We start from the raw sequence: 13,175 nt of genomic DNA on the forward strand, positions 1-13,175 counted from the left end.
TGCCGCTACGCTCGGTCTCGCGGACAGAATCCCGTCCATGGGAGGAATCACCACCATGACCGCCGAACCGTTGCCGGCCTGGGCCGTCCCGCCCCGGGGTGGGTTCACCGCAGACGACCTCGACCGCATTCCGGAACTCCCGCCGCACACCGAGCTGATCGACGGGAGCCTGGTCTTCGTGAGCCCGCAGAAGAGTTTCCACTCTCTGGTCGTGTATCTCCTGGAGCATGCCCTGCGCGCACGTGCCCCGGAGAGCCTGCGAGTGCGGCGCGAGATGAGTGTCGTCCTCGGCCCGCGCAACCGGCCGGAGCCCGACATCACGGTGCTGCGGGCCGATGCGGTGACCGACGAGGCCGACGAGACCGGGTACGAGGCCGCCGACGTCGCCCTCGCCGTGGAAGTCGTCTCCCCCGAGTCCGAGGAACGGGACCGCAAACGCAAGCCCCAGCTCTACGCCGAGGCGGGCATCGCGCACTTCTGGCGCGTGGAGAAGGGCGAGGGGCGGCGGCCGGTCGTCTACGTCTACGAACTCGACCCGGCGACCCGGACGTACGTGCCGACCGGCATCCACCACGATCGGCTGAAGGTATCCGTTCCCTTCACGATCGACATCGACCTCACCGAGATCGACCGCCTCTGATCACAGTCGCGGGCCCGGCCCCCGATCGGGGGCCGGGCCCGCGTCATGTTGCGCGAAGGCTGCCGGTCAGTCCTGGAGGTTGACCGTACGGGCCGAGGTCGCACCGATCTCCTGCGCGATCTCGTTGAGCACCGGCGCCGGGACGTTGTCGTCCACCGTGAGCACCACGAGCGCCTCACCGCCCTGTGTGGCCCGCGAGACCTGCATGCCGGCGATGTTGAGCCCTGCCTCGCCGAGGATGCGTCCGACGGTCCCGACCACGCCGGGGCGATCGGCGTACCGCAGGAACACCAGGTGGTCGGCCATCGCCAGGTCGACGTCGTGCTCCCCGACTGCGACGATCTTCTGCTGGTGCTTCGGGCCGGTGAGGGTGCCGGAGACCGCGACGTTCTCACCGCCGGCGAGCGTGCCGCGCACGGTGACCAGGTTGCGGTGATCCGGGGACTCCGAGCTGGTGGTCAGCCGGACCTCGACGCCGCGCTCCTGCGCGAACAGGGGCGCGTTGACGTAGGACACGGTCTCGTCGACCACGTCCTCGAACACGCCCTTGAGCGCCGAGAGTTCGAGCACCTTGACGTCGTGCTGGGTGATCTCGCCACAGACCTCGACGTCCAGCCGGACGGCGACCTCGCCGGCCAGCGCCGTGAAGATCCGGCCGAGCTTCTCGGCCAGCGGCAGGCCGGGGCGGACGTCCTCGGCGATGACCCCGCCCTGGACGTTCACCGCGTCGGGCACGAGCTCGCCGGCGAGCGCGAGGCGTACGGACTTGGCGACGGCGATGCCGGCCTTCTCCTGCGCCTCACCGGTCGAGGCACCGAGGTGCGGGGTGGCCACGACGTTGTCGAAGTCGAACAGCGGCGAGTCGGTGCACGGCTCCTTGCTGAACACGTCCAGGCCGGCGGCCGCGACCCGGCCCTCCTTGAGGGCGGCGGCCAGCGCCGTCTCGTCGACGATGCCGCCGCGGGCCGCGTTGACGATGCGCACCTCGGGCTTCACCCGGTGCAGTGCCTCGTCCCCGATGAGCCCGGCCGTCTCCGGTGTCTTGGGCAGGTGGACGGTGATGAAGTCCGCGACCTCGAGCAGTTCGTCGAGGGAGAGCAGCTTGACACCCATCTGGGCGGCGCGGGCGGGCTGCACATAGGGGTCGTAAGCGACGATCTTCATGCCGAACGCAGACATCCGCTGGGCCACCAGCACCCCGATGCGGCCGAGGCCGACGACGCCGAGCGTCTTCTCGGCGAGTTCGACGCCGGTGTACTTGCTGCGCTTCCACTCGCCGTTCTTCAGCGCCTGGCTGGCCTGGGGAATGTTGCGGGCGGTCGCGACGATCAGCCCGCAGGCGAGTTCGGCGGCGGTGACGATGTTCGAGGTGGGGGCGTTCACGACCATCACGCCGGCCTTGGTGGCGGCGGAGACGTCGACGTTGTCGAGTCCGACGCCCGCGCGCGCGACGACCTTCAGTTTGCCGGCCGCGGCGATCGCCTCGGCGTCCACCTTGGTCGCGCTGCGGACCAGGATCGCGTCGACGTCGGCAATGGCGGGCAGCAGTTCGCCCCGGTCGGCGCCGTTGCAGTGCCGGATCTCGAAGTCCGGTCCCAGGGCGTCGACGGTGGCGGGCGAGAGCTCTTCAGCGATGAGTACGACAGGTTTGGGGCTCACGAGTTCCTCAGTCCTCACTAGTCCTGGGCTCCTCCCGTTCCCCGGGGGGCACGGGGGAGGACGGCCGTCCCGACGGCCGGAGGCGGTGAAGGGGGCAGCCGCGTGGAAGACGCACGACGCTGTGAGCCTGAACGCGTTGTTGTCACGAGTGTATCGGCGGCGATGATCCCGTATCACGCCTCCGCGGAATGATCACCCGGTCGGGGCTCGACGCCGTGGACAAGCCGCGTGCGGGCGGCCGGCGAAGCTCCGCCGGCGGGCGGGGGCCGTGTCGGTCCCCGCCCGCCGGCCGTGCGGTGCCAAGGGCGGACCACACGCCGAGGCGGTCAGGCCTCTTCGTTCACCCAGCTCATGAGCTTGCGCAGCTCCTTGCCGGTGGTCTCCAGCTTGTGGTTGGAGTCGGCCTTCTTGTACTCGTTGTACTTCGGCAGACCGGAGTGGTACTCGTCCATCCAGCGCTGGGCGAAGGTGCCGTCCTGGATCTCGCCCAGGACCTTCTTCATCTCGGCCTTGGTCCGGTCCGTGATGATGCGCGGACCGGTGACGTAGTCGCCCCACTCGGCCGTCTCGGAGACCGACCAGCGCATCTTGTCCAGGCCGCCCTCGTACATGAGGTCCACGATCAGCTTCAGCTCGTGCAGGCACTCGAAGTAGGCGATCTCCGGCTGGTAGCCGGCCTCGACCAGCGTCTCGAATCCGGCCTTGACCAGGGCGGCCGTGCCACCGCACAGCACAGCCTGCTCACCGAACAAGTCGGTCTCGGTCTCCTCGGTGAAGGTCGTCTTGATGACGCCGGCGTGGGTACCGCCGATGCCCTTGGCGTACGAGAGGGCCAGGGCGAAAGCGTTGCCGGACGCATCCTGCTCGACAGCGGCGATGCACGGAACGCCGCGGCCCTCCTCGTACTGGCGGCGGACCAGGTGGCCCGGGCCCTTGGGAGCGACCATGCACACGTCGATGCCGGCCGGGGGCTTGATGAAGCCGAAGCGGATGTTGAAGCCGTGACCGAAGAACAGCGCGTCGCCGTCCTTCAGGTTGTCCTTGACGGACTCCTCGTAGACCGTGGCCTGGATCGGGTCCGGAACCAGGATCATGATCACGTCGGCCTCGGCCGCGGCCTCGGCCGGGGTGGTCACGCGCAGGCCCTGCTCCTCGGCCCGGACGCGGGACTTGGAGCCCTCGGGGAGACCCACGCGGACGTCCACGCCCGAGTCCCGCAGCGACAGCGCGTGGGCGTGGCCCTGGCTGCCGTAGCCGAGAACCGCGACCTTGCGGCCCTGGATGATGGACAGGTCGGCGTCGTCGTCGTAGAAGAGCTCGGCCACTTGGGGTATCTCCTTGCTTGTGCGCTTGCGGGGGTCCGCGTGACGCCCACCGTATGACGGCCGGGCGAGGCAGGGTCTGGGGTCTTGCTATGCGGTCCGGTCGAGCGCGCGCAGCGACCGGTCGGTGATGGAACGGGCGCCGCGCCCTACGGCGATGGTGCCGGACTGCACCAGCTCCTTGATGCCGTACGGTTCCAGCATCCTGAGCATGGCCTCGAGCTTGTCCGCCCCGCCGGTCGCCTCGATGGTGACGGCCTCGGGCGAGACGTCGACCGTCTTGGCGCGGAAGAGCTGGACGATCTCGACGATCTGGGAACGCGTCTCGTTGTCCGCGCGGACTTTCACCAGAACGAGTTCCCGCTGAACGGCCGAACCGGGCTCCAGCTCGACGATCTTCAGCACGTTGACGAGCTTGTTGAGCTGTTTGGTCACCTGCTCCAGGGGCAGCGACTCGACGTTCACCACGATGGTGATGCGCGAGATGTCCGGGTGCTCGGTGGTGCCGACCGCGAGCGAGTCGATGTTGAAGCCGCGGCGGGAGAAGAGCGCGGTGATCCGGGCGAGGACACCGGGCTTGTTCTCCACCAGGACGGAGAGCGTGTGCTTGGTCATGGACTCTTTACTCTCTTCTCTTCCGTGTCCCGGTCTCAGTCCTCGTCCGCGTCGCCGAAGTCGGGCCGGACGCCGCGGGCGGCCATGACCTCGTCGTTGGAGGTGCCGGCGGCGACCATCGGCCACACCATGGCGTCCTCGTGGACGATGAAGTCGACGACCACCGGACGGTCGTTGATCGCGTTGGCCTTCTCGATGACCGCGTCGAGCTGTTCCGGGTCCTCGCAGCGGATGCCGACGCAGCCCATGGCCTCGGCGAGCTTCACGAAGTCGGGGCAGCGCGTGCCCGCCGTCTCCGCCGGGGCCTGCGGACCGGAGTGCAGCACCGTGTTCGAGTACCGCTGGTTGTAGAACAGGGTCTGCCACTGCCGGACCATGCCCAGCGCGCCGTTGTTGATGACCGCAACCTTGATCGGGATGTTGTTGAGCGCGCAGGTGACGAGTTCCTGATTGGTCATCTGGAAGCAGCCGTCGCCGTCGATCGCCCAGACGGTCCGGTCGGGCCGGCCGGCCTTGGCACCCATGGCCGCGGGGACGGCGTAACCCATCGTTCCTGCCCCGCCGGAGTTCAGCCAGGTCGCGGGCTGCTCGTAGTTGATGAAGTGCGATGCCCACATCTGGTGCTGGCCGACGCCCGCCGCATAGACGGTGCCTTGCGGGGCGAGCTCGCCCAGACGCTGGATGACCTGCTGGGGAGAGAGGCTGCCGTCCTCGGGCAGGTCGTAGCCCAGCGGGTAGGTCTCGCGCCAGCGGTTGAGGTTGTCCCACCAGACGCGGTAGTCGCCGGTGCGTCCCTCCTCGTGCTCGGCCTGCACGGCGACCACGAGATCGGCGATGACCTCCCGTGCGTCCCCGACGATCGGCACGTCCGCGGCGCGGTTCTTGCCGATCTCGGCGGGGTCGATGTCGGCGTGGACGATCTTGGCGAAGGGGGCGAAGCTGTCGAGCTTGCCCGTGACGCGGTCGTCGAACCTGGCGCCGAGCGCGACGATGAGGTCCGACTTCTGCAGGGCCGTGACCGCTGTGACGGACCCGTGCATGCCCGGCATGCCGACGTGCAGTGGGTGACTGTCGGGGAACGCGCCGAGGGCCATCAGGGTAGTGGTGACCGGGGCGCCGGTCAGCTCTGCGAGGATCCGCAGCTCCGCCGTGGCCCCGGATTTGAGAACACCGCCGCCGACGTACAGGACCGGGCGCTCGGCCTCGGCGATCAGCCGTGCCGCCTCCCGGATCTGCTTGCCGTGCGGCTTGGTGACGGGCCGGTACCCCGGCAGGTCCGTCACCGGCGGCCAGCGGAACGTGGTCTGTGCCTGGAGCGCGTCCTTGGCGATGTCGACCAGGACGGGACCGGGGCGCCCGGTGGCCGCGATGTGGAACGCCTCGGCGATGGTCTGCGGGATCTCGGCCGGGTCGGTCACCAGGAAGTTGTGCTTGGTGATCGGCATGGTGATGCCGCAGATGTCCGCTTCCTGGAACGCGTCCGTGCCGATGGCCTTCGACGCGACCTGGCCGGTGATCGCGACCAGGGGCACGGAGTCCATGTGCGCGTCCGCGATCGGGGTGACCAGGTTGGTGGCACCCGGACCGGACGTAGCCATGCACACCCCGACCCTCCCCGTCGCCTGGGCGTAGCCCGTGGCGGCGTGGCCGGCGCCCTGCTCGTGCCGGACCAGGACGTGGCGAACCTTCGGCGAGTCCATCAGCGGGTCGTAGGCGGGCAGGATGGCGCCCCCGGGAATCCCGAATACCGTGTCGACGCCGATTTCCTCGAGCGAGCGGATGAGCGACTGCGCGCCCGTGACGTGCTCGACGTTGGCGGCCTGTTGTCCGCCGTTACGGGACCGCGGCTGCGGATGGTGGGCCCCGGTGGCCTGCTCGGTCATCGACATTCTCTTCTCGAAGATGAGGGTTTCCGGGGGCGGGGTGACCGCCCCCGAGGGAGGTGGTGCGGTGCTCTGCGACGTATCGGTGCAACAAAAAACCCCTCGTGCCGGGAGGCAAGCGAGGGGAGCGCGTCGGGTGCGGTCCGCAGGGCGATGGGTAACAGCCCGGCGTCAGCCGACGCGCTTTCCACGTACGAGAATTCGGGTGCGCATGGCATTGACGATCCCTCCGTCGCATGCTGGGTGTCAAGTGGGTGGGACGGGCGTCTCATCATTCGAGCGTAATGGCGGATAGGTGATCGATTCCGCGACGGCTCCTTCCCGGTCGTCCGCCGCGTCGGAGGACGCGGGCTGCCGGGGCAGGCGTTTCGGCAGCGACTGCCGCCCCTCCAGCCGCCGCGCGGGAAGTTCGGGCCGCCGGCGCGGCGGGAGCGCACTGCGGGCACGTCCGGAGCCGCGCCCGTCCGCCGGTCCCGGCGGCGGATACCCGCCGCGGGTGAGCACGCGCCGCAGACGGTGTTCATCGAGCGGGCCCGAGAATGCCTTGCCCTGCCCGTGCGTGCAGCCCATCGCCCGCAGGGCTGCGGCCTGGTCCGGGCGGTCCACGCCGTCGGCCACCGATTGCATCCCGAGGTCTGCCGCAATCCGCAGCAGGCCCGCGGTGATCTTGTGGAGCCGGGCGGACTCGACGACGCCCTCGACCAGCCCCCGGTCGATCCTCAGCACATCCGCGGGAAGCCGCCGGAGCGCGCTTATGGCGGCGTAGCCGCTGCCGAAACCGTCGAGAGCGATCCTGACGCCGATACGCCGCAATGCCGACAGCCGCTGCTCCAGTTCGTCGAGCGGAGTCCGCGGCTCGTCGTCGGCCAGCTCCAGGACGAGAGAGCCGGACGCCAGGCCGTGTCGCGTCAGCATCGCCTCGATCGCCCTCGGCGGCATGGCGCGGTCCATCAGCCGCTGCACGGGCAGCCGTACGGCAACGGGTGTGGGGTGCCCCGCCAGGTGCCGGGCCACGGCCTGCTGCACCGCCTCGTCCAGCAGCCAGCGGCTGAGATCGCCGGTGCCGGAGTCCTCGATCGGGGCGTCCACGACCCGGAGGAACTCGTCCGGGGTGAACAGCATTCCCTGCGCCGACCTCCAGCGGGCCTGGGCGGCGACCGCACTGATCCGTCCGGTGGCCAGCTCCACCACCGGCTCGTGGAGCACGGCGAACTCGCCGTCGCGCAGAGCGGTGCGCAGCCGGGTGGTCAACTGGCTGCGCCTGACCACCTCGGCCTGCATCTGCGGGACGTAGAGCTCCACGCGGCCCTTGCCCGACGCCTTCGCCCGGTACATGGCCAGGTCCGCGTTGCGCATCAGGTCCGTGGGGGTGGACCCGGGTCCCGCGAAGGCGACGCCGATGCTGGCCGTCACCCGCAGGTCGGCGCCTGCGATCCGGTAGGGGTGGGAGAGGGTCACCCGGAGGCGCTCGGCGATCTCCTGGATGCGGTACTCGCGCGCCGCACCGTCCGGCTCGCCGGTGAGGATCAGTGCCGCGAACTCGTCCCCGCCGAGCCGGGCCGGGGTGTCCACGGCCCGCACCGACTCCTGGAGCCGACGGGCGGCGTGGACGAGGAGCTCGTCGCCCGCCTGGTGGCCGATGGTGTCGTTGACCGCCTTGAAGCCGTCGAGGTCGATGAAGAGGACGGCCGGCCCGGCATCGGAGCTGCGGCGGCCGGCGAGCGCCTGCCGCACCCGTTCGGTGAACAGCGCACGGTTGGGCAGGTCGGTGAGCGGATCGTGTTCGGCGCTGTGCCTCAACTGGGCCTGAAGTCGCACCCGTTCGGTGACGTCGCGGCAGTTGAAGATGAGCCCGCCGTGATGCCGGTTGACGGTGGACTCCACGTTGAGCCAGCCTCCCTCGCCCGACCGGAACCGGCACTCGATCCGCGTCGTGGGCTCGTCCGCCGGCTCCGCGGCGAGGAAGCGCCGGACCTCGTGGACGACCCCGCCGAGGTCCGCGGGGTGGATGAGGGACGCCAGTTCGGCTCCCACGAGGTCTACGGCATCGATGCCGTAGACACCGGCCGCGGCCGGGCTGACGTAACGCAGCACCCCATCGGGCTCGGCGATCATGATCACGTCGCTCGAACCCTGCACCAGGGAGCGGAAGTGGTTCTCCTTGTGGGCCAGTTCCTGGGCGAGCGCGATGTTCTCGAGGAGCATGATGCCCTGGCGTACGACCAGGGCGAGTACGACGGTACAGGCGGTGAAGATCACCACGCGGTCGATGCGGTGTCCGTCGATGACGTTGTACAGCACGCCCAGGGTGCACACAGCAGCGGCCAGGTAGGGCGTGAGGGCACCGAGCGATCCGCCCATCGGCGGGCCGGCCCGGGGCGCCGGCGCGGCGGAGTCCTCGCCGGCGACGCGCTCCCGCGACACCGCCCAGGGCGCGTAGGCCAGCAGCATGGACCCGGCGAACCAGCCCGCGTCGAGAAGCTGGCCGGATCGGTAGTGCTCACGCATCGGCGGCGCGCTGAACAGGGCGTCGCACAACACGGTGAGCGCCAGCGCCGCGATCGCGGCGTTGATGGCCGAGCGGTTGGAGGACGTCCGGCGGAAGTGCAGCACCAGCACCATGCTGACCAGCACGATGTCCAGCAGCGGATAGGCCAGGGAGAGGGCGGCGCGGCCCACACTCTCGCCGTCCCAGTGGGCAGCCTGGGCGAGGGCGAGGCTCCACGACAGGGTGAGCAGCGAACCGCCGATCAGCCAGGTGTCCAGGGCCAGGCACACCCAGCCCGCCCGGTTCGACGGGCGTTTGGCGAGGACGAGCAGACCCACGATGGCGGGCGGGGCGAAGAGCAGGAAGAAGAAATCCGCGACCGAGGTGCCGGGAACGGGCTGCCGCAGCACGACCTCGTACCAGCCCCAGACCGCGTTGCCGGCGCCTGCCATGGCGGAGGACAGCGCGAAGAGCAGCCAGGCGGTGGGAAAGCAGCAGGACGGCGAACGCGCGTACCACAGGCACGAGACGGCGGCCGCGACCGCCGCAGCGCTGAGTCCGAAGTCGCCCATGACGAGCGCGAGCCGGGGAGAGCCCCAGCCGAGCGCCGCGCCGACTGCGTAGGTGCCGCAGAGCACCGTGAGCAGAGCCTGGGGGACGATGCCCGCCGTGACCTCGTCCTCCGGGACCGCCTGCTGCGTGACGGTCATCCCGGGCGCACTCATCGCACCGACCGCCGTGGCGCCCTGCCCGTCGACAGGAGCGCGTGCGTACGCGAGGACCCGGTTTCCGCGTCATGCCGCGCCGGGTTGTCCGTCCGTGTGCTGTGAATTGCCCGTCGCCCCCTCGCATTTCCGGTCCGTCCCGCGCCGGCGAACCTCGGTCGCGCGATCCCCGCTCGGACGATACACCAGTTCCGTCACTCAGTGACATAAGTTCTCTACACAGCGTTATCGGACTTCGCCGGGCCTTCCGCCCGGCCCCGGACGCTCCGAGCCGAGCTGCCTCAGCCGGAACGCGCAACGACATCGGCCAGCGGCCGGCCGGCGGCGAACCTCTGCAACTGCTCGCGGAGCAGGCGTTCGGCACGCGACAGGAAGGCGGACGAGGGCCCGCCGACGTGAGGGGTGACGAGGACGCCCGGAGCATGCCACAACGGGTGCCCGGCAGGCAGCGGTTCCGGATCGGTGACATCGAGTGCCGCCGACAACCGGTCTGTTGCGACCTCCGTCAGCAGAGCCTCTGTCTCCACAACAGCACCACGTGCCACATTGACGAGCAGCGCTCCGTCCTTCATCCGGGCCAGGAAACCGGCGTCCACCAGCGCACGCGTGGTATCGGTCAGCGGGGTCGAGAGGAGGACGGCGTCGGCGTTCGGGAGCAGTTCGGGCAGTGCCGTGACCGGATGCACCGGACCGCGCCCGGTGGTGCGGGCGGAGCGCGCGACGCGCGAGACCCGCGCGCACTCGAAGGGTACGAGCCGGTCCTCCATGGCGCTGCCGATCGCCCCGTACCCGACGATCAGCACCGACCTGTCGGCGAGGGCGGGCCGGAGGACGGGCCGCCGCTCCCCCTCGTCCTGTGCGCGGACGAAGCCGGGGATGTCGCGCAGCACCGCCAGAGTGAGCGTCAGGGCGAGTTCGGCCGTGCTCACCTCGTGCACACCGCGGGCGTTGCAGAGCACCGCCCCGCTCGGCAGGCCTCCGATCGCGGGGAGGAACCGGTCCACTCCGGCGGTGCGCGTCTGGACGACCCGGAGGTTCGTCATGTACGGCAGTGGCCTGAGGTTCGCCGGCCGGCTCTTCATGTAGGGGGCCGCATAGAAGACGCACCGGGCGGGACCGGCGGGAACTCCGGCTCCCCGCCCCAGAAGTGGTAGTCGAAGCCGTCGGGGAGGCCCTCGATGCGGTGGGGGGAAGGGACAGCCACACGTCGTCGTTCACGGGAGCACGCCAGGACCTGCCGCTCACTGCCCGCCTGGTTCGGCCCGCCGTCCGGCACGCGCTCCCCGGCCGGAGGCCGACGCCCCGAGCGCCTTGCGGCGGACGACGCCATCTGGGAGACAGAACCCAGGTGTACCGACCCGGAGCGACGTTCAGGCGGGTGATGGGGTGGGGAACCGCCGAGTGCGGACGGGATCCGGGGAAGAGGGCCTGGTGACCGCCCGTTCCGGCCGGGCGTTAGTTTGGGGTCGGGCGACGGAGGGGTGCGAGACCAGGTGGAGCGCAGGACTATCGGTGCGGGTGCTCTCTCCGTGGGCGCGATCGGACTGGGATGCATGCCGATGAGCTGGGCCTACACCAGCTCCCAGCAGAACGGCGACAGTGCACTGCGCACCGTCCACGCCGCCCTGGACCGGGGCACCACCCTGCTCGACACCGCCGACATGTACGGGCCCTTCACCAACGAACTGCTGCTCGGCCGGGTGCTGCGCGAACGGCGCCGGGACGCCTTCGTCTCCACCAAGTGCGGTCTGCTGGTGGGCGATCAGCACGTCGTCGCCAACGGCCGGCCGGGCTATGTGAAGCGGGCCTGCGATGCGTCGTTGCGCCGGCTCCAGACCGACGTCATCGACCTCTACCAGCTGCACCGTCCGGACCCCGAAGTACCGGTGGAGGAGACCTGGGGTGCGATGGCCGAGCTCGTCACTGCGGGCAAGGTACGGGCGCTGGGGCTCTGCGCGCTGCAGAAGACCGGACGCCGCACCGGCCGTCCTGTCGCCGCACCGGGCAGCGCCGGGGCGTACCGATCCGCGCGCCGCGGCCGGACGGACGATCACGACCACACCGTGAGCCTGCTGGAGCGGGTCCAGCAGGTCTTTCCGGTCACCACTGTCGAGGCCGAACTGTCGGTGTGGTCCCGCGATGCGCTGGACTCCCTCGTTCCGTGGTGCGAGGCGCGCGGGATCGGTTTCCTGGCCGCGATGCCCCTCGGGAACGGCTTCCTCACCGGCACCCTCACCCCGGGCGAAGGGTTCGAGCCGGACGACGTACGGGCTCGCCACCCCCGGTTCACGGCCGAGATGATGGCGGCCAACCAGCCGATCGTCGCCGGACTGCGCCGGGTGGCGGCGCGGCACGCGGCCACCCCGGCACAAGTGGCCCTGGCGTGGCTGCTGGCTCTGGGACGCCATGTGGTTCCGGTGCCGGGGACGAAGAAGGAACGGTGGGCCGTGCAGAACAGCCGCTCCGCGGAACTGGCGCTGGACGCCGACGAGATGAGCGAGATCGCAGCACTGCCGGCCGCAGTCGGCTCCTGGGACTGAGCCCCGGGCCGGGGCCCAGGACCGGACGCAGCCGGGCCGCGCGATCGCCCCGGCAGCCCGTCACTGTGGTTACGGTGGTGTCCTGCTGGAGGATCCGGCGCGGGCGCCCCGGGTCCGAGGAGAGGACGCGACCCGTGCGAGCCACCGCCGTTACTGCTGCTCTGGCAGCCGCTGCACTGCTGCTCACCGCAGGCTGCACGTCGGGGGGCGAGGCGCGGCCCTCCCCCGAACCGTCCGGCACCGGCCGCACACTGCCGTCCGCGACCGGGACCTCGGCGTCCACGCCTCCGGCCAGGGGCACGGTGAAGGTGGTCCGGACGGTCACGGACGACCTCGACTCACCGTGGGGCCTGGCGCCCCTGCCCGGGGGCGACCTGCTCGTCTCCTCCCGCGACACCGGGAAGATCTTCCGGATCTCCGGCCGGAACGGGAAGAAGACCGAGCTGGGCTCCGTGCCCGGTGTCTCCGCGGACGGCGAGGGTGGTCTGCTCGGGATCGCCCTGCCGCGGGACTTCGGCAAGAACCGGATGGTGTACGCATATCTCACCACGGAATCCGACAACCGCATCGTGCGGATGGCCTACGACGCGAAGAAGCCGCCCGGGGGCCAGCTGGGCGCCCCCGACACCGTGCTCAGGGGCATCCCCAAAGGCGCGATCCACAACGGTGGCCGGATCGCCTTCGGCCCCGACGGGATGCTCTATGCCGGCACGGGCGAGAGCGGCGACGGAGAACTGTCCCAGGACACGTCCTCGCTCGGCGGCAAGATCCTTCGGATGACGCCCGAGGGCGAGCCGGTGCACGGCAACCCGGAGGCCGACTCCGTCGTCTACTCGTACGGCCATCGCAACGTGCAGGGCCTGGCCTGGGACACCGGAAAGCGGCTGTGGGCCTCCGAGTTCGGACAGAACACCTGGGACGAGCTGAATTCCATCCGCCCGGGAGGCAACTACGGCTGGCCCGAAGCCGAGGGCAAGGCCGGAAAGCGCGGTCTCATCGACCCCGTGGAGCAGTGGCGGCCCGACGAGGCGTCCCCCAGCGGGATCGCGTTCTCCGCCGGATCACTCTGGATCGCCGCGCTGCGCGGTGAGCGGCTGTGGCGGGTACCGCTGACGGGCGGGGGCGCTGAGGAACGCCCGTCCGCACCGCCGCAGGCGTTCCTCGAGGGGCGGTACGGGCGGCTGCGCACGGTGGTCGCGGACGGCCCGGGGAAGCTGTGGCTCGTCACCAGCGAGACGGACGGGCGGGGGTCGCCGGGCGCCGGGGACGACCGCATCCTGCTGCTCGAGGTCACCTGACCGCC

General features: G+C 70.6%; 8 protein-coding genes and 1 pseudogene. 3 read left to right on the forward strand and 6 right to left on the reverse strand.

Going from position 1 to position 13,175, the window contains the following annotated elements:
- Positions 1–55: 55 nt before the first annotated feature.
- Positions 56–640, forward strand: a complete 585-nt coding sequence (locus tag M1E25_RS05040) for a Uma2 family endonuclease (protein ID WP_251410341.1) — start codon at positions 56–58, stop codon at positions 638–640.
- 66 nt (positions 641–706) lie between these two features.
- Here the strand turns inward: M1E25_RS05040 and serA are convergent, their stop codons facing one another.
- From serA to M1E25_RS05070, 6 genes and pseudogenes are all read right to left on the reverse strand, one after another.
- The gene (serA, locus tag M1E25_RS05045) at positions 707–2,299 is read right to left on the reverse strand and encodes a phosphoglycerate dehydrogenase (RefSeq protein WP_251410208.1); all 1,593 of its coding nucleotides are present in this window, start codon (positions 2,297–2,299) and stop codon (positions 707–709) included.
- Between the two features lie 326 nt (positions 2,300–2,625).
- Positions 2,626–3,624, reverse strand: coding sequence for a ketol-acid reductoisomerase (gene ilvC / locus M1E25_RS05050; RefSeq protein WP_251410211.1), 999 nt, complete (start codon positions 3,622–3,624; stop codon positions 2,626–2,628).
- Positions 3,625–3,711: 87 nt separating this feature from the next.
- Positions 3,712–4,236 carry an acetolactate synthase small subunit gene (gene ilvN, locus M1E25_RS05055; RefSeq protein ID WP_251410214.1) on the reverse strand — a complete coding sequence of 175 codons (525 nt, stop codon included), beginning with the start codon at positions 4,234–4,236 and terminating at the stop codon, positions 3,712–3,714.
- 35 nt (positions 4,237–4,271) lie between these two features.
- Complete coding sequence (locus tag M1E25_RS05060; RefSeq protein WP_251410217.1) at positions 4,272–6,125, reverse strand: acetolactate synthase large subunit; 1,854 nt, start codon at positions 6,123–6,125, stop codon at positions 4,272–4,274.
- A 240-nt stretch (positions 6,126–6,365) separates the two neighbouring features.
- Positions 6,366–9,332, reverse strand: coding sequence for a putative bifunctional diguanylate cyclase/phosphodiesterase (locus tag M1E25_RS05065; protein ID WP_251410220.1), 2,967 nt, complete (start codon positions 9,330–9,332; stop codon positions 6,366–6,368).
- 281 nt (positions 9,333–9,613) lie between these two features.
- Positions 9,614–10,538 (reverse strand): annotated as a pseudogene (locus M1E25_RS05070) (2-hydroxyacid dehydrogenase).
- A 287-nt stretch (positions 10,539–10,825) separates the two neighbouring features.
- On the opposite strand from M1E25_RS05070, the gene M1E25_RS05075 reads away from it, so the two are divergent.
- Complete coding sequence (locus M1E25_RS05075; RefSeq protein ID WP_251410223.1) at positions 10,826–11,872, forward strand: aldo/keto reductase; 1,047 nt, start codon at positions 10,826–10,828, stop codon at positions 11,870–11,872.
- Positions 11,873–12,006: 134 nt separating this feature from the next.
- The gene (locus M1E25_RS05080; protein ID WP_251410226.1) at positions 12,007–13,170 is read left to right on the forward strand and encodes a PQQ-dependent sugar dehydrogenase; all 1,164 of its coding nucleotides are present in this window, start codon (positions 12,007–12,009) and stop codon (positions 13,168–13,170) included.
- The last annotated feature ends 5 nt before the right edge of the window (positions 13,171–13,175 follow it).

Source organism: Streptomyces meridianus, from assembly GCF_023703325.1.
Taxonomy (GTDB): domain Bacteria; phylum Actinomycetota; class Actinomycetes; order Streptomycetales; family Streptomycetaceae; genus Streptomyces; species Streptomyces meridianus.

Bases quoted from the DNA above. Each gene is read 5' to 3' on its own strand.
- M1E25_RS05040 (WP_251410341.1), top strand. From the start codon at position 56: ATGACCGCCGAACCGTTGCCGGCCTGGGCCGTCCCGCCCCGGGGTGGG.
- ilvN (WP_251410214.1), bottom strand. From the start codon at position 4,236: ATGACCAAGCACACGCTCTCCGTCCTGGTGGAGAACAAGCCCGGTGTC.
- M1E25_RS05060 (WP_251410217.1), bottom strand. From the start codon at position 6,125: ATGTCGATGACCGAGCAGGCCACCGGGGCCCACCATCCGCAGCCGCGG.
- M1E25_RS05065 (WP_251410220.1), bottom strand. From the start codon at position 9,332: ATGAGTGCGCCCGGGATGACCGTCACGCAGCAGGCGGTCCCGGAGGAC.